Source organism: Streptomyces griseus, assembly GCF_001715295.1.
Classification (GTDB): Bacteria; Actinomycetota; Actinomycetes; order Streptomycetales; family Streptomycetaceae; genus Streptomyces; species Streptomyces griseus_G.
In genome coordinates, this window is sequence record NZ_MDKB01000002.1 from 605,389 (window position 1) to 625,208 (window position 19,820).

The 19,820-nt window shown below is 71.7% G+C and carries 19 protein-coding genes and 1 riboswitch; of the genes, 9 read left to right on the plus strand and 10 right to left on the minus strand.

Annotation, left to right across the window (positions count from 1 at the left end):
• Window positions 1-24: 24 nt before the first annotated feature.
• From BA175_RS09190 to BA175_RS09200, 3 genes are all read left to right on the plus strand, one after another.
• Entirely contained in the window at window positions 25-522 is a 498-nt protein-coding gene (locus BA175_RS09190; RefSeq protein WP_069170804.1) for a GNAT family N-acetyltransferase, read from the plus strand.
• 52 nt (window positions 523-574) lie between these two features.
• A riboswitch (cobalamin riboswitch) is annotated at window positions 575-697 on the plus strand.
• 139 nt (window positions 698-836) lie between these two features.
• Window positions 837-3,242 carry a ribonucleoside-diphosphate reductase subunit alpha gene (locus BA175_RS09195; protein ID WP_069170805.1) on the plus strand — a complete coding sequence of 802 codons (2,406 nt, stop codon included), beginning with the start codon at window positions 837-839 and terminating at the stop codon, window positions 3,240-3,242.
• Window positions 3,242-4,258: a ribonucleotide-diphosphate reductase subunit beta gene (locus BA175_RS09200; protein WP_069170806.1), complete on the plus strand. Its 1,017-nt coding sequence runs from the start codon at window positions 3,242-3,244 to the stop codon at window positions 4,256-4,258. Before BA175_RS09195 ends, BA175_RS09200 begins: the two co-directional genes overlap by 1 nt.
• Before the next feature lie 88 nt (window positions 4,259-4,346).
• Here the strand turns inward: BA175_RS09200 and BA175_RS09205 are convergent, their stop codons facing one another.
• The 9 genes from BA175_RS09205 to BA175_RS09245 all read right to left on the minus strand — a co-directional run bounded on the left by BA175_RS09205 (window position 4,347) and on the right by BA175_RS09245 (window position 12,621).
• The gene (locus BA175_RS09205; RefSeq protein WP_069170807.1) at window positions 4,347-5,084 is read right to left on the minus strand and encodes a D-Ala-D-Ala carboxypeptidase family metallohydrolase; all 738 of its coding nucleotides are present in this window, start codon (window positions 5,082-5,084) and stop codon (window positions 4,347-4,349) included.
• 176 nt (window positions 5,085-5,260) lie between these two features.
• Entirely contained in the window at window positions 5,261-5,899 is a 639-nt protein-coding gene (def, locus tag BA175_RS09210; protein WP_069170808.1) for a peptide deformylase, read from the minus strand.
• Between the two features lie 81 nt (window positions 5,900-5,980).
• Window positions 5,981-6,973: a tetratricopeptide repeat protein gene (locus tag BA175_RS09215; RefSeq protein ID WP_069170809.1), complete on the minus strand. Its 993-nt coding sequence runs from the start codon at window positions 6,971-6,973 to the stop codon at window positions 5,981-5,983.
• Between the two features lie 90 nt (window positions 6,974-7,063).
• Window positions 7,064-8,293 (minus strand): HD-GYP domain-containing protein, encoded by a 1,230-nt coding sequence (locus tag BA175_RS09220; RefSeq protein WP_175420785.1) that lies wholly within the window; start codon window positions 8,291-8,293, stop codon window positions 7,064-7,066.
• Window positions 8,294-8,310: 17 nt separating this feature from the next.
• Complete coding sequence (locus tag BA175_RS09225) at window positions 8,311-9,714, minus strand: HD-GYP domain-containing protein (RefSeq protein WP_079159477.1); 1,404 nt, start codon at window positions 9,712-9,714, stop codon at window positions 8,311-8,313.
• 136 nt (window positions 9,715-9,850) lie between these two features.
• A complete protein-coding gene (rsrA, locus tag BA175_RS09230; RefSeq protein ID WP_069170811.1) occupies window positions 9,851-10,168 on the minus strand; it encodes a mycothiol system anti-sigma-R factor in 318 nt (105 codons plus the stop codon).
• Entirely contained in the window at window positions 10,165-10,821 is a 657-nt protein-coding gene (locus BA175_RS09235; protein ID WP_069170812.1) for a sigma-70 family RNA polymerase sigma factor, read from the minus strand. Before BA175_RS09235 ends, rsrA begins: the two co-directional genes overlap by 4 nt.
• Window positions 10,822-11,126: 305 nt before the next feature.
• Window positions 11,127-11,777 (minus strand): alpha/beta hydrolase family protein, encoded by a 651-nt coding sequence (locus BA175_RS09240; protein WP_107407550.1) that lies wholly within the window; start codon window positions 11,775-11,777, stop codon window positions 11,127-11,129.
• Window positions 11,778-11,805: 28 nt separating this feature from the next.
• On the minus strand, window positions 11,806-12,621 hold the full coding sequence (locus BA175_RS09245; RefSeq protein ID WP_069170814.1) for an SOS response-associated peptidase: 816 nt from the start codon (window positions 12,619-12,621) through the stop codon (window positions 11,806-11,808).
• 74 nt (window positions 12,622-12,695) lie between these two features.
• Between BA175_RS09245 and BA175_RS09250 the strand changes: the two genes are divergently transcribed.
• From BA175_RS09250 to BA175_RS09275, 6 genes are all read left to right on the plus strand, one after another.
• Window positions 12,696-13,409 (plus strand): M50 family metallopeptidase, encoded by a 714-nt coding sequence (locus BA175_RS09250; protein ID WP_069170815.1) that lies wholly within the window; start codon window positions 12,696-12,698, stop codon window positions 13,407-13,409.
• 103 nt (window positions 13,410-13,512) lie between these two features.
• A complete protein-coding gene (gene aroA, locus BA175_RS09255; protein WP_069170816.1) occupies window positions 13,513-14,892 on the plus strand; it encodes a 3-phosphoshikimate 1-carboxyvinyltransferase in 1,380 nt (459 codons plus the stop codon).
• Between the two features lie 4 nt (window positions 14,893-14,896).
• Window positions 14,897-15,913, plus strand: coding sequence for a ribosome small subunit-dependent GTPase A (gene rsgA, locus BA175_RS09260; RefSeq protein ID WP_069170817.1), 1,017 nt, complete (start codon window positions 14,897-14,899; stop codon window positions 15,911-15,913).
• Between the two features lie 143 nt (window positions 15,914-16,056).
• Window positions 16,057-16,380, plus strand: a complete 324-nt coding sequence (locus BA175_RS09265) for a DMT family transporter (RefSeq protein WP_069170818.1) — start codon at window positions 16,057-16,059, stop codon at window positions 16,378-16,380.
• A gap of 332 nt (window positions 16,381-16,712) precedes the next feature.
• Window positions 16,713-17,513 (plus strand): histidinol-phosphatase, encoded by an 801-nt coding sequence (hisN, locus tag BA175_RS09270; protein WP_069170819.1) that lies wholly within the window; start codon window positions 16,713-16,715, stop codon window positions 17,511-17,513.
• 125 nt (window positions 17,514-17,638) lie between these two features.
• Complete coding sequence (locus tag BA175_RS09275; RefSeq protein ID WP_069170820.1) at window positions 17,639-18,061, plus strand: CBS domain-containing protein; 423 nt, start codon at window positions 17,639-17,641, stop codon at window positions 18,059-18,061.
• A 209-nt stretch (window positions 18,062-18,270) separates the two neighbouring features.
• Here the strand turns inward: BA175_RS09275 and BA175_RS09280 are convergent, their stop codons facing one another.
• Complete coding sequence (locus BA175_RS09280) at window positions 18,271-19,722, minus strand: catalase (RefSeq protein ID WP_175420786.1); 1,452 nt, start codon at window positions 19,720-19,722, stop codon at window positions 18,271-18,273.
• Between the last annotated feature and the right edge of the window lie 98 nt (window positions 19,723-19,820).

A 19,820-nucleotide genomic window follows, 5' to 3' on the forward strand; every position in this document is an offset into this window, starting at 1 on the left:
GCCGTCCGGGGCAGACTGGCGGCCATGGACGTCTTGATCAGGCCGGTACGCACGGAGGAGCACGAGGCCGTGGGCGAGATGACCGCCCACGCCTATCTCGGTGACGGGCTGCTGGACTTCGGCGCCGGAGACCCCTATCTGACACAGCTGCGCGCCGTCGGCCGCCGGGCCGCCGAGGCCCTGGTACTGGTCGCCGTGGACCCCGAGGACAAGGTGCTGGGCGGGGTCACCTACGTCGCGCCCGGCAGCCCGTGGGCGGACGTCGCCGACCGGGACGAGGGTGAGTTCCGGATGCTGGCGGTCTCCCGGGAGGCCCGGGGGCGGGGAGCGGGCGAGGCGCTCGTACGGGCCTGCATCGACCGGGCACGCGCCGACGGGCTTTCGGGGCTCGTCCTGTCGACGCAGGCCTCCATGGAGGCGGCCCACCGGATCTACCGGCGCCTCGGCTTCACGCGGACTCCCGAACGCGACTGGGAGCCCTTCCCCGGCCTGCCGCTCCTGACGTTCCGTCTGCGCCTCTGACCGACCGCGACACAACATGTGGGGGCTGCTCAAGCAGGCGGCCCCCACATGTATGCTCATGCTCGCTGTCGCCGCAGGGGAATCCGGTGCGAATCCGGAACTGTCCCGCAACGGTGTGACCGGTGTGCCCCGCGTACCCGGAAGTCCGAAGACCTGCCGACGGTGCGTCCGGTTCGACCGAGCCGGACGCCGAGACGTCCGGGCCCCGCGGAGGGCCGGTGGACGCCGTGCGAGTGCTGCCCGTCCGCGGGCACCGCCCTGTCCCGGCTGCCTCCGCTCCCGCCTGGCCCCGAGCCGAGCGAGGGATAGCCCCAGTGACCATCGCGCCAGCCGATCCGGTTTCAGCGACCGCGTCAGCCCAGTCCACGCACCCCACGGCCGACGGGCCGGGGACCGCGCTCCTGCGGGCCCTGACCGAGCTGACCGCCGATCTCCCCGACACCGACCCCGGCCGGGTCGCCGCCGCCGCACTGCGCGGCCGCAGCGCCAGGGCGGACGAGGCGGAACTGTGCGCACTGGCCACCGAGGCCGCGGCCGGCCTGATCTCCGAGGACCCGGCCTACTCCCGGCTCGCCGCCCGGCTCCTGACCCGCGCCATCGCCGACGAGGCCGCCGGCCAGGGCGCGGTGTCCTTCTCCACCTCCGTCGCCGTGGGCCACCGCGAGGGCCTCGTCGCGGACCGGACCGCCGAGTTCGTGGCGCTGCACGCGGCCCGGCTCGACGCCCTGGTCGAGAGGTCCCTCGCGGAGGGCGCCGACGACCGTTTCGGCTACTTCGGGCTGCGGACGCTGCACAGCCGCTACCTGCTGCGCCACCCCCTCACACGCCAGGTCGTCGAGACCCCGCAGCACTTCATGCTGCGGGTCGCCTCCGGACTGGCGGAGGACACCTCCGAGCGCGCGCTGGAGGAGGTCGAGGCGCTGTACGGCCTGATGAGCCGCCTCGACTACCTGCCCTCCTCCCCCACGCTGTTCAACTCCGGCACCCGGCACCCGCAGATGTCCTCCTGCTACCTGCTGGACTCCCCGCTGGACGAACTCGACTCGATCTACGACCGCTACCACCAGGTGGCACGCCTCTCCAAGCACGCGGGCGGCATCGGCCTCTCGTACTCCCGTGTCCGTGCCCGCGGCTCGCTCATCCGGGGCACCAACGGGCACTCCAACGGCATCGTCCCGTTCCTCAAGACGCTCGACGCGTCGGTCGCCGCGGTCAACCAGGGGGGCCGCCGCAAGGGCGCCGCCGCCGTCTACCTGGAGACCTGGCACGCCGACATCGAGGAGTTCCTGGAGCTGCGCGACAACACCGGTGAGGACCAGCGGCGTACGCACAACCTCAACCTGGCGCACTGGATCCCCGACGAGTTCATGCGCCGCGTGGAAGCGGACACGGAGTGGTCGCTGTTCTCCCCGGCCGACGCACCCGAGCTGGTGGACCTGTGGGGCGACGCGTTCGACGCGGCCTACCGCGCGGCCGAGGCGAAGGGGCTGGCCCGCAGGACGATGCCCGCCCGGGAGCTGTACGGGCGCATGATGCGCACCCTCGCGCAGACCGGGCAGGGCTGGATGACGTTCAAGGACGCGTCCAACCGCACGGCGAACCAGACCGCCGAGCCGGGCCGCGTCGTCCACTCCTCGAACCTCTGCACCGAGATCCTGGAGGTCACGGACGACGGGGAGACGGCCGTCTGCAACCTCGGGTCGGTCAACCTGGGCGCGTTCGTCGCGGACGGCACCATCGACTGGGAGCGGCTGGACGCCACCGTCCGCACCGCGGTGACCTTCCTCGACCGTGTCGTGGACATCAACTTCTACCCGACCGAGCAGGCCGGCCGGTCCAACGCCCGCTGGCGCCCGGTGGGTCTGGGTGCGATGGGTCTGCAGGACGTCTTCTTCAAGCTGCGCCTGCCGTTCGACTCCCCCGAGGCCCGCGCGCTCTCCACGCGGATCTCCGAGCGGATCATGCTCGCCGCGTACGAGTCCTCCTGCGACCTGGCCGAGCGGTCGGGCCCGCTGCCCGCCTGGCCGGAGACCCGCGCCGCCCGGGGCGTGCTGCACCCGGACCACTACGCCACCGAGCTGAACTGGCCGGAGCGCTGGGACGCCCTGCGCGCCAGGGTCGCGAAGGCCGGAATGCGCAACTCCCTGCTGCTCGCCATCGCGCCGACGGCGACGATCGCCTCGATCGCCGGGGTGTACGAGTGCATCGAGCCGCAGGTCTCCAACCTGTTCAAGCGCGAGACGCTCAGCGGCGAGTTCCTCCAGGTCAACGCCTACCTGGTGGACGAGCTGAAGAAGCTCGGCGTCTGGGACGCGCGGACCCGTGAGGCACTGCGCGAGGCGAGCGGCTCCGTGCAGGGCTTCGCCTGGATCCCCGAGGACGTGCGGGCGCTGTACCGCACCGCGTGGGAGATCCCGCAGCGCGGCCTGATCGACATGGCGGCGGCGCGTACGCCGTTCCTCGACCAGAGCCAGTCGCTCAACCTGTTCCTGGAGACGCCGACGATCGGCAAGCTCTCCTCCATGTACGCGTACGCCTGGAAGCAGGGGCTGAAGACGACGTACTACCTGCGTTCGCGCCCGGCGACCCGGATCGCCCGCGCGGCGAGCGGGACGGTCGCGGCCGCCACGCCCCTTCCCGTACAGCAGGCGCCGGCTCCCGACGCGGACGCGATCGCCTGCTCCCTCGAAAACCCCGAGTCCTGCGAGGCCTGCCAGTGATGAGCTCGACCCACGACAAGAACCTGCTCGACCCGGGCTTCGAACTGACCCTGCGCCCCATGCGCTACCCGGACTTCTACGAGCGCTACCGGGACGCGATCAAGAACACCTGGACCGTCGAGGAGGTCGACCTCCACTCGGATGTCGCCGACCTCTCGAAGCTCTCGCCCGGTGAGCAGCACATGATCGGCCGGCTGGTCGCGTTCTTCGCGACGGGTGACTCGATCGTCTCCAACAACCTGGTGCTGACGCTCTACAAGCACATCAACTCGCCCGAGGCGCGGCTCTACCTGTCACGCCAGCTGTTCGAGGAGGCTGTGCACGTCCAGTTCTACCTGACGCTGCTCGACACCTATCTGCCCGACCCGGAGGACCGCGCGGCGGCCTTCGACGCGGTCGAGGAGATCCCCTCCATCCGTGAGAAGGCGCAGTTCTGCTTCAGGTGGATGGACTCGGTCGAGAAGATCGAACGCCTGGAGACGCAGGCCGACCGGCGCCGCTTCCTGCTCAACCTGATCTGCTTCGCGGCGTGCATCGAGGGGCTCTTCTTCTACGGGGCGTTCGCGTACGTCTACTGGTTCCGCTCGCGCGGTCTGCTGCACGGTCTGGCCACGGGCACCAACTGGGTCTTCCGTGACGAGACGATGCACATGAACTTCGCGTTCGAGGTCGTGGACACCGTCCGCAAGGAGGAGCCCGAGCTCTTCGACGACGCCCTCCAGCAGCAGGTGACCGCGATGCTGCGGGAGGCCGTCGAGGCGGAACTGCAGTTCGGCCGGGACCTGTGCGGCGACGGCCTGCCCGGGATGAACACCGAGTCGATGCGCCAGTACCTGGAGTGCGTGGCCGACCAGCGCCTCACCCGGTTGGGGTTCCCGCCGGTCTACGGCTCCGAGAACCCCTTCTCGTTCATGGAGTTGCAGGGGGTCCAGGAGCTGACGAACTTCTTCGAACGCCGTCCCTCCGCCTATCAGGTCGCGGTGGAGGGCTCGGTCGGCTTCGACGACGACTTCTAGGCACTTCCCCACCTGCCGGCGCACGGGCGCCGCGTGGCCAAGGGCTGCGCGGCGCCCGCCGTTCGGCCGGGCGGACACGGGAGTGCGGTCAGATACCGCACTGCGAGGCCGACCAGAAGTGGTTCGGCCCCTGGTTCACGTGGATGTGGTCGCTGTGACCGGCGTAGCCCGGGCCGAGGATCCCGTTGAAGCCGTGGTAGCGCGCCTGCTTGGCGATGGTGCAGAGGGAGTGCGGGCCCGACCCGAGGTCGACCGCGTCCCCGTAGAGATGGCGGCTGTTCGAGGCGCCGCCCACCGCGGAGTTGCACGCGTAGGACCGGAAGCCGCTGGTGACGCGGATGGACTGGTCACCGAGCGCGTGCCGAAGGGCCTCCAGCTTCCACATGGAGCTGAGGGCGTTGGCCTTGGCGGTACCCGCCGCGACGGCCCCACCGGCCCAGGTGCTGTTGCACTGGTTGAGCTCGCCGTACGTGAAGTGGGCGGGCGTACAGTCCTCGTCCTGGAGAGCGTAGAGCTTGGACTGCGTGGCAGGGCCCGCGACGCCGTCCGCCGCGAGGCCGTAGGCCGCCTGGAAGCGCTTGACTGCGGCGGTCGTGGCGGGGCCGTACGAGCCGTCGATGGCGAGCACGGAGTTGTAACCCGGGTAGCCGGCGACCCGGATCTGGAGCTGGGTGACGTCACTGCCGGTGGCACCGGGCGAAAGGGTACGGCTCCACGTGTAGCAGCCGTCTGCCTGCGCGGTACCTGCGGTGACGAGGGCTCCACCCAAGGCGAACGCCATGGTCATGACAAGGCCGAGCAGCAGGTGTGCGGAACGTCTGAGCATAGGGTCTCCCAATCACGGTGAGCTGTCGATGTGAGCCTGTCGGACGAGTCGGGGCGCGTCAACCACCCCCTGCACCACGCACGTCGGCATCTTGTTGCCAACATCGCCACCACTGCGGACCACCGGCGAAGGGCCGCGCGCCGGGGTGACCGGAGCGCGGCCCTTCCAGGGTTGCGTCAGGCGTTCGGGACGACCTCGTAGCGGGGCGTCCCCTCCTCCATCTGCCGCAGCGCGTCCTTGCGGTCACGCTTCGAGAGCCGGTCGATGTAGAGGTAGCCGTAGAGGTGGTCGGTCTCGTGCTGCAGGCAGCGCGCGAAGTAGCCGTTGCCCCGGACCTTCACGGCGTTGCCCCGGGCGTCCTGGCCGCGCACCACCGCGTAGTCGGGGCGGGCCAGCGCGGCGTAGGCCGTCGGGACGGACAGGCAGCCCTCGTTGGAGTCGTCGAGGTGGCGCTGCTCGGGGGACAGTTCCTCGAGCACCGGGTTGCAGATCGCGCCCACATGACGCACCCCGTCGTCGTCCATGCAGTCGTAGACGAAGACCTTGAGGTCCACACCGATCTGGTTGGCTGCCAGGCCCACACCCTCGGCCGTCCGCTGGCTGGCGAACATGTCGTCGATCAGCTGTGCGAGCTCGTCACCGAACTCCGTGACGTCTCTGCACTCCTTGTGCAGGACCGGGTTGCCGACCACCGTGATCGGGCGGGAGGTGCCGCGCTCGCGGTGCGCCGCCTCACGCGTCTCGCAGTCCTCGGTGTCCACGAGGAAACCCTCGTCGTCGACGCCGACCCGCTCGTCCGTCTCCTGCTGCGACATGTCCGCCGTACGCCTTCCTGCAAACCTGAAACCCGTGAGGACCGCACCGCAATCGGTGCCCGTACAGCCTACGGGCACCGCTCAGCAGACTTCTTCCAGATCCCGCCACTCACGGGTGTCCGGACTGTCGGCGACCCAGCCGTCCAGGAGCCCTCGCACCAGTGCGGCCGGGGCCGCTATCCCGCACTCGCGCTCCGGGACCCACAGGTCACCGGCGGTGCGGTGGCCCAGCGGCCCGGGGTGTCCCGGCTCGCTGTGATCGTGCGGGTCCAGATGCTCCCCGTCGCCCTCGTCGCTCTCCATCCGGCTCTCCGAGCAGGCGCGGCAGAGCAGCCGCACGGAGGACGACCAGTCCTCGGCGGCGAACCCGGCGTCGGAGGCCAGCCGCTCGAGCGCGTCCCGGTCGCTCTCGGTGGCGGCCTCCAGCAGCACCACCCAGGTGGGCACGGGGGAGGGTGCCCACAACTCGATCTCGTCGAAGACCGGGTAGGACGGGCCGGCCGCGGTGACCCGCTCCCCGTTCGGTACGCCGTCGTGCAGGACGACCTCGCCCCACCGGCGCCCGGACGAGGGCAGCGGGATCGAGAGCACCTCCAGGCGCGCCGGGTCCAGCCGGCGGCCCCAGACGACCTCGGCCTCACCCTCGGGGGAGAGGCGTACCGCCGCGCTGCCCAGCTCCATGCCCGTCGGTTCACTGGTGGACGCGGCGTTGTACGGGCCGGTGCCCGGCACCTTCAGCCCGTACGCCTGCCAGGCCCGCCGCGCCAGCGGCCAGTCCTGCAGGGCGGTGGCCGCGATACCGACGTTCCACCAGTCGGGCGCGCCGGACTCCCGGTCGAGCAGGGCCACGGCCCGCAGGCCGGCCGCCCTCGCCTGCTCCCAGTCGTGCCGGAACTTGTGCAGCAGCGCGAGGTTGAACCAGGACTCGGAGAGCCAGGGTTCCAGATCCGCCGCGCGCGTCAGCAGCGCCCCCGCGTCCTCGTACCGGCCGTCGCCGATCAGCGTGAACGCGCGGTCCGTGGCCTGCCGCCACGAGGCGGACGGCCGATGCCGTACCTTCCCGAAGATCCTCACGATTCCCGCCTGTCCCGACTGGACACCCCTGTTTTCCGCTCTCTTCGCATCCAACCATGCCCGGCCGGACGCTCGCTCATTACCCATGGGTTAACTCGTTCCGAGCGGGGACGGAGCCTCGCGTGCGAGGACTCCGGCCAGTGCTTCCACGACCCGTGGCTGGTAGTCGCGTCCGGTGCCCAGTCTGAGCTGCTCGAGTGCGTGCAGGGCTCCCCCGGCATGTTCCCCGCACAGGTCGTCGTACGCGTTGACCACCCGGATGATTCTGGCGGCGAGCGGCTGCTCCCGGTAGGGGTCGGCCTGCTGTTCCACCACCACCGCGACGGCGGTGTCCACCCCGGTCCGCCGGACGACGGCGCCCCCCAGCAGGGCGATCCTGCGCTGTTCGGCGGCCGGGAGCGTGGCGGTCGCCCCGCACGGGACGGGGTCGACGAGGGAGAGCTGGCCGATGTCGTGCATCAGCGCCGCGTATTCCAGCACGGTCAGCTCGGGGCCCGGCAGCCCCAGCTCCCTCCCCACCGCCGTGGAGAGCCGGGCCACCCGGCGAGCATGGCCGTGCGGGGTGTAGCCGGCGATCTCGGTGGACCGGGCCAGCGAGGCGATGGTCTGCCGGTAGGTGGCACGGACCCCGGCGTACCGCCGGAACGACACCTGGGTGAGCAGCAGCGGCACGCACAGGACCGGCAGCGCCCACAGCCCCGCGACGGCGACCCCGAGCGCCACGACCGCACCGGTCGCGCAGACGGCCGTCCCGATGCCCCCGAGGGCGCGGAGCTCGTCCCGGAGCAGCGGCCCGAAGGGACGGGGGGCCGGGGTCGTGAGCGCCCCGAGGACGGCGTCGCACAGGGCGGTGAGGCCGAGCAGCACGAGCAGGAAGAGGGCGAAGCAGGGGCCCTCGCCGAACCAGCGCGGCGACCGGCCCGTGGCGTACAGCGGCTGGAAGCACGCCGCCGCGAACGCGACGGCCAGGATCCGGCGGGCCACCAGGTCAGGATCCGGACCGCTGCCGCGCGCCAGGTGGGGCACGGCGGCGAGCAGCTGGGCGGCGGCGACCACCGTGATCACCTGCGGCACGCCGTGCGTGGTGGCCTCCCCGCCGCTGCGCCCGAGCAGGGCGTACGCCAGTGCTCCGGCCGCGCCGAGGGGCGCCGGCTCACGTTCCCCGGGCAGAGAACCCCACCGCGCGAGCTCCCCGACGGTGATCAGCGCCCCGAAGGCGAGCGCGTGCCCCGGCTCCCGGACCCCGTGCCACACGGTGTGCGCCAGCGCGAGGACGGCCAGGGCCAGCGCCGCCCCGCGTACGGCGAGGGGGGCGGCCACGGGCGGGCCGAGCCGCGTCACCGGGTGAGCCCGGGCCGGTCCGCGGCCGCCCCGGTGGCCGTCGTGTCGTCCGCCGTTCCCTGTCCGGGCAGCCCTGCCGGTTGCTCGTCCGAGGTGACGGTGGTGGTGGCGGCGGACCAGCCGTGACGGTCCAGGGCGCGCACCAGCGCCCGTACCATCCGCGGGTCGAACTGGCTGCCCGCGCAGCGCTCCAGCTCCCGCACCGCCGCCGGTACGGGACGTCCGCGCCGGTAGGAACGGGTCGAGGTCATCGCGTCGAATGCGTCGGCGACGGCGACGACCCGGGCGAACTCGGGGATCTCGTCCCCGGCGAGGCCGTAGGGGTAGCCGCTGCCGTCGAGCCGTTCGTGGTGGTGCAGGATGGCGGCGCGCGCCTCGTCGAGGAAGCCGATGCCCCGGACGATCTCGTGGCCGTACTCCGGGTGCAGTTCGACGGCACGGCGCTCCTGGGGGGTGAGCGGCCCCTCCTTGCGCAGGATCCGCGTCGGAACCCCGAGCTTGCCCACGTCGTGCAGGACGCCCGCGAAACGGAGCGCCTCCGCGCGCTCCCCCTCCATGCCGAGTTCGCCCGCGATCAGCTCCGAGGCGCGGCCCACGCGCTCGCTGTGTCCGCGGGTGTACCCGTCCTTGATGTCGACGGCCTGGACCAGCGCCCTGATGGTGGCGCGGTGCGCGGCGTGCTGCCGGTGGTACTGGGCGAACACCCAGCTGGAGATGTACATGGGCAGCAGGACGACGAGGGCCGACAGCGGCCCGTACGAGCTGCGCCACAGGACCGCCGTCATCAGCGCCGCACACCCGTGGACGACGTGGGGTCCCATGGAGCGCGTGGCCGGTCCGCGCCAGGCGTGCCGCGCGGCGACGCGCTCGGCCGTGACCAGGATGCCGCCGTCCAGCGCGGCCAGCAGAAGACCGAAGGCGAGCGCTGCCGCCCCCGCCGGGACCAGGGCGTAGGGGAGGTCGGGGGGTGGGCCACCGCCCGCGCCGTCGCCGGTCCCGCCGAGCGCGGCCGGACCGCCGAGCGCCACGTGGACCCATGAGGCCGCGCCCACCGCCGCCGCGAGGTGCGCGGCCCGCCAGACACGGCGGGCCGTCACGGGCGGCCGGTCGACGACGCCGGCCAGCGCGCCGGGTACGGGTACGAGGACGGCCGCGGCGGGCGGCAGCAGGAACGCGGCCGCGAGGAGCAGGGGGAAGAAGGCTCCCCCGCCCGCCGCGACGGCGCCGCCGGGACGGGACCACCGGGCCGCGAGTTCACTGGCCAGGCAGAGAGCCGCCAGAAGTGCGACGGTATTCCAGGGAGTACCCGCGCCGGGGACGAGGGCCGGGAGCGCGAGAAGCCCGGCGCCTGCCGCCGTGCACAGGATGTAGGCGCGCGCCGCCCCCGGTGTTCTCCTCACCCTTACCGCCCGCTCCCCGCCTGGCCCATGGAGGCGCCAGGCTAGCGAGCGGTGAACAGCTCAAGGTCCCCGTTGCACTGGATTAGCACGTTCGGGTGAACACGATCCGGTGGTCAGCGCGGGAGGACGGCTGCCGTCACTCGGCGGCGGCCGGGCGGTCGGCCCCGCCCACGGCCACGTCCTGCTCGGGGACGGCCTGCCCCGAACGGATCAGGTCGATCCGGCCCATCACCTTGGACCGAAGATCGGTCGGCACGTCGTCGTGGCCGCAGCAGCGCTTCACCAGCTTCTTCACGGCCTGCTCCAGACCGTACTTCTCCAGGCACGGGGAGCACTCCTCGAAGTGCACCTCGAACTTGCTGCATTCGCCCTCGGGCATCTCACGGTCGAGGAACTCGTAGAGATGGTCGAGAACCTCTGAGCAATCCGTCTCGTGCGGCTCTCCGCAGCTCATGAGGCCGAGCCTTTCGTGTCGTCCGACTCACCGGCTCCGGCCGGAACTAGTCCGCGCTCACGCGCGTAGTCCTCCAGCATGCCGCGCAGCTGGCGCCGGCCCCGGTGCAGCCGGGACATCACCGTACCGATGGGTGTCCCCATGATGTCGGCGATCTCCTTGTACGCAAAGCCCTCGACGTCGGCGAGATACACGGCGATACGGAACTCTTCGGGAATCGACTGCAGCGCGGACTTCACGTCGGAGTCCGGCAGGTGGTCGAGCGCCTGCGACTCCGCCGAACGCAGACCGGTGGACATGTGCGACTCCGCGCGGGCGAGCTGCCAGTCCTCGATCTCCTCGGCGGCACTGCGCTGGGGTTCCCGCTGCTTCTTGCGGTACGAGTTGATGAAGGTGTTCGTGAGGATGCGGTACATCCACGCCTTGAGGTTCGTACCCTCACGGAACTGGTGGAAGGACCCGTACGCCTTGGCGTACGTCTCCTGCACCAGGTCCTCGGCATCGGCCGGGTTGCGCGTCATGCGCAGGGCGGCCGAGTACATCTGGTCGAGAAAACCAAGGGCGTCCCGCTCGAAGCGCGCGTTGCGCTCGGCGGTCGTCTCCTGCGCACGGCCGTCGTCGGTCCCTGTGTCGGTCCCAGTGACCGGACCCACCTCCTCCAACGATGTCGCGGAGCCGAAACCGGACCCGCTCGCATCGGAGAATAGTCGACCCTGCTGGTGCGCGGGCTGTCGATCCGCTCCGCTCAGGGCACGCTCCCGCGTGCTCCTGTCCGCGTGCAGGACCGTCCACTCCAGTTCAGCGGCGTTCGAGCGGCGCGGGCAGATGGTCGAACCCATGCGACGGACTCCCTCTCCACGTACAGCGTTGTTCTTCAGACGCTCCGAACAACAGCGGCCCCCCACGGCGCATTCCCGGGCCGGCGCGGCCCGCAGGGGATGTGAGAGGGGTTACCTCGTCACCGGAGTCCCTCCAGCCACCCGGCGACCGCCGCGGTGAGCACGTCCATCGGCCGGTGCGCGGCCGGCGGGGCCTTCTTGGGCACGGCGAAGCCGTGATCCGCGTACGGCACCTCGACGATCCGGTGCGCCCCGGCGGGAAACTCCTCCGGCCGCCCGAACGGGTCACGGCCGCCCTGCACCACGAGGGTCGGCACGCCCGTGCCCAGCAGCTCGTCGGCACGGGACTTCTCCGGCCGGCCCGGCGGGTGCAGCGGGAAGCTCAGCGCGAGCACCGCGTGGGCCCCCAGCTCACCCGCCGTGCGGCAGGCCACCCGGGCCCCCGCGCTGCGGCCGCCGGCGACGACGGGGAGCGCCGCCGCCGTCAGGGCCGGCCACAGCCCGCGCCAGCCGGCGTCGAGGGTCCGGGGCGCCGGGGCCAGCTTCTTCCCCGCCACCCGCCAGGGCTGTTCGACCAGGGCGGTGGTCACTCCGCGGGCGGGGAGCGCGGCCGCGAGGGCCTGGAGGTCGCGGGCCTCGACACCGCCTCCCGCGCCGTGGCCCAGGGCGAGCACCAGACGGGCGTCCCCGGCGGGGAACCAGGTGATCCTGGCCGTCCCCGCCTCCGTCCCGACGGTCTCGGTCCTCCGTGTCGTCCCTGCGCGGTTCACCCACCCCATCCTGCCGGATCCCGCCGGATCAGAAGAGTGTGCTCATCTCCGGCGCGGCGAGCTCCTCGAGCAGCTCCGGGCCGTTGTTGCGGACGTTGCTGACCGCCGTGGACACCGGGTAGGCGCGCATCAGCCCGCCGGGCGGCGGTTCCAGCAGCGCCTTCAGCTCCCCGGTGTCGGTGCGCGCGGGGTCGAGCCAGGCGTCCCAGCGGTCGGGGGTGAGCATGAGCGGCATCCGGGGGTGGATGTCGGCGAGCGCGGCCGGGCCCTCGGCCGGGGCCACGGCGAGCGGGGACGTCTCCGCCTCGGTGGTGATCACGGAGCAGGTCACCCACCAGGCCCGGGGATGGTCGTCGGGCAGGGAGGGGTCGCGCCAGAAGTCGTAGAGACCGGCCATGGCGAAGACCGAGCCGTCGGCGGGCGTCACGAAGTAGGGCTGCTTGCGGGGGCGCTTGCGCTTCCCCTTCTCCTCCAGCTGCCGCTCGTCGGCGCCGGTGACCCACTCGTAGTAGCCGTCGGCGGGCAGGAGGCAGCGCCTCGACACGAAGGAACGGCGGAAGGACGGCTTCTCGTGGACGGTCTCGGCGCGGGCGTTGATCATGCGGGCACCGCCCTCCGGGGTCTTGGACCAGGACGGGACGAGCCCCCACTTCAGCGTGCGCATCTGGCGAACCGGACGTTGATCGTCCGCGTCCTTCACAGGACGTTCCAGAATCGCGTAGACCTCTTTGGTCGGGGCCACGTTCCAATCGGGTTCCAGGGTCTCCGTCGGGTCCCACTTCTCGACGCCGAAGAGCCCGGTCAGATCCTCCGGCCGCCGGCTCGCCGCATACCGTCCGCACATAAGTGCCAGACTGCCACGACTCGCACCCCGAGCGGGCAGCACTGCCGTACTCACCTCAAGGAGCCGCCCGCACCATGGACAGCACCGCACTGGGCGATCTGTGGGATCGCGTCTTCGGCACCCAGCCCGCGCCCGAGCAGTGGCTGGTGGTCGTGACCGCCACCGTGGCACTCGGCGCCGTGGTGCCGAACCTCATATGGCGCCTCTCCCGCAACGCGATCACCATCGCCCACGAGGGCGGCCACGGGCTGGTCGCCCTGCTCACCGGGCGGCAGCTCTCCGGCATCCGTCTGCACTCGGACACCAGCGGACTCACCGTCAGCCGCGGCAAACCGTCCGGCATCGGCATGATCCTCACCGCGGCGGCCGGTTACACGGCTCCCCCGCTGCTCGGTCTCGGAGGCGCCTGGCTGCTGTCCGCCGGACGGATCACCCTGCTGCTGTGGCTGTCGACCGCACTGCTCGCGGTGATGCTGGTGATGATCCGCAATCTCTACGGCGCACTGACCGTCATCCTGACGGGGACGACGTTCCTCCTGGTGTCCTGGCTGACCTCGCCCGACGTGCAGTCGGCGTTCGCGTACACCGTGGTCTGGTTCCTGCTGCTGGGCGGCGTGCGGCCGGCGTTCGAGCTGCAGTCCAAGCGCCGCCACGGCGGTGCGCCCGACTCCGACGCCGACCAGCTGGCCCGGCTGACGCACGCCCCGGCGGCGATGTGGCTCTTCCTCTTCCACGCGGTGTCGCTCTGCTCACTGATCGGCGGCGGGCGCTGGATGCTCGGGCTCTGAGGGCCGATGCCACCCAAGGCCCTCTACCACCCCTAAGTTACGTCCAGATTTCCCCCTATTTGTTCAGGCTCTGGGATTGCGGTGAGCCACTAAAGTGAGGGGCATGACCGAAAGCTCCGCGCACCCCGCCCTCTGGCCCGCCCCCCGTGCGACCGGGGCCGTCGACGCGACCGTCACCGTGCCCGGATCCAAATCGGTCACCAACCGGGCTCTCGTCCTCGCCTCCCTGTCCTCCGAGCCGGGCTGGCTGCGCCGCCCGCTGCGCTCCCGCGACACCCTGCTGATGGCCCAGGCGCTGCGCGCGATGGGCGTCGGGATCGAGGAGGGAGTGGGCCCGGACGGCTCCGGCGAGGCCTGGCGCGTCATCCCGGCGGGCCTGCACGGTCCGGCCACCGTCGACGTCGGCAACGCGGGCACGGTCATGCGCTTCCTGCCCCCGGTGGCCTGCCTGGCGGACGGCCCGGTCCACTTCGACGGGGACCCCCGCTCCTACGAGCGCCCCCTGCACGGGGTGATCGACGCGCTGAAGAGCCTGGGCGCCCGGATCGACGACGACGGGCGCGGGGCACTGCCCCTGACCGTGCACGGTGCCGGTGCGCTGGACGGCGGGGCCGTGGCGATCGACGCCTCCTCGTCGTCCCAGTTCGTCTCCGCGCTCCTGCTGTCCGGCCCCCGCTTCAACCAGGGGGTGGAGGTCCGCCACACCGGCTCGGCCCTTCCCTCCATGCCCCACATCCGGATGACCGTCGACATGCTGCGTGCCGTCGGCGCCCAGGTCGACGAGCCGGAGACCGGCGGGGAGCCGGACGTCTGGCGCGTCTCCCCGTCCGCGCTCCTCGGCCGCGACCTGACGGTGGAACCCGACCTCTCCAACGCCCAGCCTTTCCTGGCCGCCGCGCTCGTCACCGGCGGGCGCGTCACCGTCCCCGACTGGCCGCTGCGCACCACCCAGCCGGGTGACGCCCTGCGCGAGATCTTCACCGCGATGGGGGGCAGCTGCGAACTGACCGAGCGGGGTCTCACCTTCAGGGGCTCGGGCCGCGTCCACGGCATCGACGTCGACCTGAGCGAGGTCGGTGAGCTCGCCCCGGGGATCGCCGCGCTCGCGGCGCTGGCCGACTCCCCTTCCACCCTCCGCGGCGTCGCCCATCTACGGCTCCACGAGACCGACCGCCTCGCCGCCCTCACCAAGGAGATCAACGGCCTCGGCGGCGACGTCGTGGAGAGCGCCGACGGACTGCGGATCCGGCCCCGCCCGCTGCACGGCGGAACCTTCCGGACGTACGACGACCACCGCATGGCGACCGCGGGCGCGATCATCGGCCTCGCCGTGGCCGGGGTCGAGATCGAGAACATCGGGACGACGGCCAAGACGCTGCCGGACTTCCCGGAGATGTGGTCGGGCATGCTCGGGGCCGCCCCCGGGGCGGTCGGCGTCTCACCCGGAACCCTCGGGGCCGCCCCCGCAGGACGCGGGGTCTGAGGGCATGCGCCGTTACGGGAAGAATCCCGACGAGGACGACATCCGCGTCCGTCCCAACCGCAAGGGCAACCGGCCCCGCACCCACACCCGCCCCAAGCACGAGGACGCCCAGGACGGCATGGTCCTCACCGTCGACCGCGGCCGGCTCACCTGCCTGGTCGACGGCCGCATCGTGATGGCGATGAAGGCCCGGGAGCTGGGCCGCAAGGCCGCCGTGGTGGGTGACCGGGTCTCCCTCGTGGGCGACCTCTCCGGCGACAAGGACACGCTGGCCCGCATCGTCCGCATCGGGGAACGCCGCTCCGTGCTGCGCCGCACGGCCGACGACGACGATCCGTACGAGCGCGTGGTCGTGGCCAACGCCGACCAGCTCGCCGTCGTCACCGCGCTCGCCGATCCCGAACCGCGCCCCCGCATGATCGACCGCTGCCTGGTGGCGGCGTACGACGGTGGCCTCTCCCCGCTCCTCGTCCTGACCAAGTCCGATCTGGCCTCGGCGGACAAGCTCCTGGAGGCGTACACCCCGCTGGGCGTCCCCTACATAGTCACCAGCCGTGAGGAACTGGAGAACGGCGACGCCGCGGAGCGGGTGCGCGAACTGCTGGAGGACCGGGTGACCGCCTTCGTCGGCCACTCCGGGGTCGGCAAGACGACGCTGGTCAACGCCCTGGTCCCGAAGGACAGGCGCCGGACCACCGGTGTGGTCAACGCCGTCACCGGGCGCGGCCGGCACACCACGACGTCGGCGCTCGCACTCCCGCTCCCCGACGCCCGCGGCTGGGTGATCGACACCCCGGGTGTGCGGTCCTTCGGGCTGCACCACGTGGACCCCTCCCGGGTCATCAACGCCTTCCCCGATCTCCAGCCGGGTACGGAGAACTGCCCGCGCGGCTGCACCCACGACGGTCAGGAGCCGGAGTGCGCCCTGGACGCCTGGGTGGCGGAGGGACACGCGGACCCGGCCCGGCTCGACTCGCTGCGGCGGCTGCTCTCGACGCGGGAGCGCCGCGAGGGCGACTGACGGACGGCGGTACGGGCGGCGGGTGTACCGCCGCCCGCGACAGCGCCGCCCGACCCGCGCACGTTTGCGAGCCGTCACGGCTGGTAAGGGCATAATCGCGACGAGCGAGACGAAGCCGTCACCTATGTGGGAGGCACCTGACGATGGCGTGGTTGCTGGTCGTGGTCGCCGGACTGCTCGAGACCGGCTTCGCCGTGTGCCTGAAGCTCTCCCACGGGTTCACCCGGCTCTGGCCCACCATCGCGTTCTGCGCCTTCGCCCTCGGCAGCTTCGGGCTGCTGACCCTGTCCCTCAAGAAACTCGACGTCGGCCCTGCGTACGCGGTGTGGACCGGCATCGGCGCGGCCGGCACCGCTATCTACGGGATGGTCTTCCTCGACGACGTGGTCTCGACGCTCAAGCTGGTGTCGATCTCACTGGTGATCGTCGGGGTGATCGGTCTGCAGCTGTCCGGCTCCTCGCAGTAGGACCCGCGCGCCCCCGGCTTCCTCGGCGCCGCCGCCCTCGCACCGGGACCCGGGGTCGAGCGGCGCCGCGTCGCGGGCGTACCGAGCCGGACGCCGGGCCTCGGCACGTCAACCGCGCGCACGGCCGTTCCCGCGGACGCGGGCGGCACGCCGGGCCCGGCTTCCCGCCGGGTGAGGCCTCGTCACCTTCCGCACCACGGGCCGGACGTATCGGAGTTGGCGAGCTCCCCGATGCCTCGGAGGGGTCGCGCGACCCCCCGCCGCCGGCTCCCCGCTCCGCCGGGAAGCGGGCCCGTGTAGCCCGGTCGGGTGCCGGTGGATACTGTGACGGCATGCCCGACTACCACGATGATCTGCGCCTGGCCCACGTACTGGCGGACGCCGCCGACGCGGCGACGACGGCCCGGTTCAAGGCCCTGGACCTCAAGGTCGAGACCAAGCCGGACATGACCCCCGTGAGCGAGGCCGACAAGCACGCCGAGGAGCTGATCCGCGGACATCTGCACCGGGCCCGGCCGCGCGACGCCATCCTGGGCGAGGAGTACGGGGTCGAGGGCACGGGACCGCGGCGCTGGGTCGTCGACCCGATCGACGGCACCAAGAACTACGTGCGGGGTGTCCCCGTGTGGGCGACGCTGATCTCCCTCATGGAGGCGGGCGAGGACGGCTTCCAGCCGGTGGTCGGCGTGGTCTCCGCGCCGGCGCTGAACCGCCGGTGGTGGGCCGCCAAGGGCGCGGGGGCGTTCTCCGGCCGCAGCCTCACGTCCGCGACGCGGCTGCACGTCTCGAAGGTCGAGCGGATCGCGGACTCCTCGTTCGCCTACGCCTCGATGACCGGCTGGGAGGAACAGGGGCGGCTCGACGGGTTCATGGACCTGACGCGGGCCTGCTGGCGGACGCGGGGGTACGGGGACTTCTGGCCGTACATGATGGTCGCCGAGGGAGCGGTGGACATCTGCGCGGAACCCGAGCTCTCCCTGTGGGACATGGCCGCGAACGCGATCATCGTCCAGGAGGCGGGCGGCATGTTCACGAGTCTGGACGGCGTCCCCGGCCCGGGCGGCGGCAACGCCGCGGCCTCCAACGGCCTGCTGCACCACGAGTTGCTCGGCTACCTCAACCAGCGCCGCTGAGTGCTCCGCGCGCCCCCTTGCCCTGCCACTTCCGGGGTGCAAGTCTGAGGACCCCCCACTTGTGAACTTGTGAATCGACTCACGAGAGCCGTTCGCACGTCACTCCTCGAAGGAGGTGGCTCCCTTTGCTCGTACGTGACGCCATGAGCACGGTTGTCCTCACCATCGGCCCCGCTCACACACTCCGCCAGGCGGCCCGCCTGATGTCCGCCCGCCGCATCGGAGCGGCCGTCGTCCACGACCCCGACCACTGCGGCTTCGGGATCATCACCGAACGCGACATCCTCGAGGCGGTCGGTTCCGGACAGGACCCGGACATGGAGACCGCCTCCACCCACACCACGACCGACGTGGTCTTCGCCTCCCCCGCCTGGACCCTGGAGGAGGCCGCCGAGGCGATGACGCACGGCGGTTTCCGGCATCTGATCGTGCTGGACGGTGACGGGCCGGTGGGGATCGTCTCGGTCCGCGACATCATCCGGTGCTGGACGCCGGCCCGGCGGCCCCGCGCCGGCATGGTTCTCGGGCCCGCCTCACCGACACCCTGACAGCGGTGGGCCGGATCCCCCGGGAGAAGCTCCCGCGGATCCGGCCCACCGCCGATGCCGAGCACCCTGGGGTGCGGGGCGAAAAGACCCGTCCGCCCGGCTACGGCCGGCGCGTCCGCGGCCCCCTCAGGGGCGACCCGGTACAACCGGCGCCGGGGCGGACGACCCTCCCCGCGCGAGCGCGCGCACCGGGAGGTGCGGGACCGCCGTCAGCCGCGCAGGGCCTGGACCGCGGCCTCCAGCCGCTTGCCGAAGTCTCCGTCCGCCTGCCGGAAGTTGTTGATCGCGCGATCGGCGATGTCGTCGCGCGAGACCTTCGCGATGAAGCCGGAGAGGTTGTCGATCAGGCGGCCCTTCTCGTCCTCCGACATCAGCCGGTAAAGGTTCCCCGCCTGGACGAAGTCGTTGTCCTCGGCGTGCACCGCGGCCTCGTGGTTGCCCGTGCTGCCGGTGACCGGGACCGGCTGCCACAGCGGCCGGTCCGTCTGGAACGGGCCGCCGAAGCTGTTCGGCTCGTAGTTCTTCGCGCCCTTGTGGCGGCCGTCGTAGAGGTAACCGTCACGACTGTTGGTGCGCGCCTCCGTGGCGTGCGGGCGGTTCACCGGCAGGTGGTCGGCGTTGATGCCGACGCGGTAGCGGTGGGCGTCGCCGTAGGCGAAGAGACGGCCCTGGAGCATCTTGTCCGGGGACGGACCGATGCCGGGCACGAAGTGTGCCGGGCTGAAGATCGACTGCTCGACCTCGGCGAAGATGTTCTCCGGGTTGCGGTTGAGCTCCAGCTTGCCGATCTCGATCGGCGGGTAGTCCGCGTGCGGCCAGACCTTGGTGAGGTCGAACGGGTTGAAGCGGTACGTGGCCGCCTCGGCCGCCGGCATGATCTGGACCTGCACGGTCCAGCTGGGGAAGTCACCGCGCTCGATGGACTCCCGCAGGTCGCGCTGGTGGCTGTCCGGGTCGACACCGGAGAGGCGGACGGCCTCCTCGGTGGTGAGGTTCTTGATGCCCTGGTCGGTCTTGAAGTGGTACTTGACCCAGAAGACCTCGCCGGCCTCGTTGTTCCACTGGAAGGTGTGCGAGCCGAAGCCGTCCATGTGGCGGTAGGAGGCGGGGATGCCGCGGTCACCGAAGAGCCAGGTCACCTGGTGCGTGGACTCCGGGGACAGACCCCAGAAGTCCCAGACGTTGTCCGCCTCCTGCGAGCCCGTGTACGGGTCGCGCTTCTGAGTGTGGATGAAGTCCGGGAACTTGATGGCGTCCTTGATGAAGAACACCGGGGTGTTGTTGCCGACGAGGTCGTAGTTGCCGTCCTCGGTGTAGAACTTCAGCGCCCAGCCGCGGGGGTCGCGCACCGCGTCGGCCGCGCCGAGGTTGCCCGCGACGGTGGAGAAGCGCAGGAACGTCTCGGTCTGCTTGCCGACCTCGGAGAGGAACTTCGCCCGCGTCCACTGCGAGACGTCACGGGTCAGCGTGAACGTGCCGTACGCGCCCGCGCCCCGGGCGTGCACGACGCGCTCCGGGATGCGCTCCCTGTTGAAGTGGGCGAGCTTCTCCAGAAGCGCCTGGTCCTGGACGAGAACCGGTCCACCCGGGCCAGCGGTCTCGCTGTTCTGGTTGTCGGCTACCGGCGCCCCGGCCTCCGTGGTGAGCGGTCCCTGCGTCACGTGCGCCTCCTGCGTCATGTCCTGCGCAGTCGTCGCCTCCTGCGCAGCCTGTCCCTTGGCGTTTGCCGGTCTCGATCCTACGATGGACTTTGTCTAAG

Bases quoted from the DNA above. Each gene is read 5' to 3' on its own strand.
- BA175_RS09190 (WP_069170804.1), top strand. From the start codon at position 25: ATGGACGTCTTGATCAGGCCGGTACGCACGGAGGAGCACGAGGCCGTG.
- BA175_RS09200 (WP_069170806.1), top strand. From the start codon at position 3,242: ATGAGCTCGACCCACGACAAGAACCTGCTCGACCCGGGCTTCGAACTG.
- BA175_RS09205 (WP_069170807.1), bottom strand. From the start codon at position 5,084: ATGCTCAGACGTTCCGCACACCTGCTGCTCGGCCTTGTCATGACCATG.
- def (WP_069170808.1), bottom strand. From the start codon at position 5,899: ATGTCGCAGCAGGAGACGGACGAGCGGGTCGGCGTCGACGACGAGGGT.
- rsrA (WP_069170811.1), bottom strand. From the start codon at position 10,168: ATGAGCTGCGGAGAGCCGCACGAGACGGATTGCTCAGAGGTTCTCGAC.
- BA175_RS09245 (WP_069170814.1), bottom strand. From the start codon at position 12,621: ATGTGCGGACGGTATGCGGCGAGCCGGCGGCCGGAGGATCTGACCGGG.
- BA175_RS09250 (WP_069170815.1), top strand. From the start codon at position 12,696: ATGGACAGCACCGCACTGGGCGATCTGTGGGATCGCGTCTTCGGCACC.
- aroA (WP_069170816.1), top strand. From the start codon at position 13,513: ATGACCGAAAGCTCCGCGCACCCCGCCCTCTGGCCCGCCCCCCGTGCG.
- rsgA (WP_069170817.1), top strand. From the start codon at position 14,897: ATGCGCCGTTACGGGAAGAATCCCGACGAGGACGACATCCGCGTCCGT.
- BA175_RS09265 (WP_069170818.1), top strand. From the start codon at position 16,057: ATGGCGTGGTTGCTGGTCGTGGTCGCCGGACTGCTCGAGACCGGCTTC.
- hisN (WP_069170819.1), top strand. From the start codon at position 16,713: ATGCCCGACTACCACGATGATCTGCGCCTGGCCCACGTACTGGCGGAC.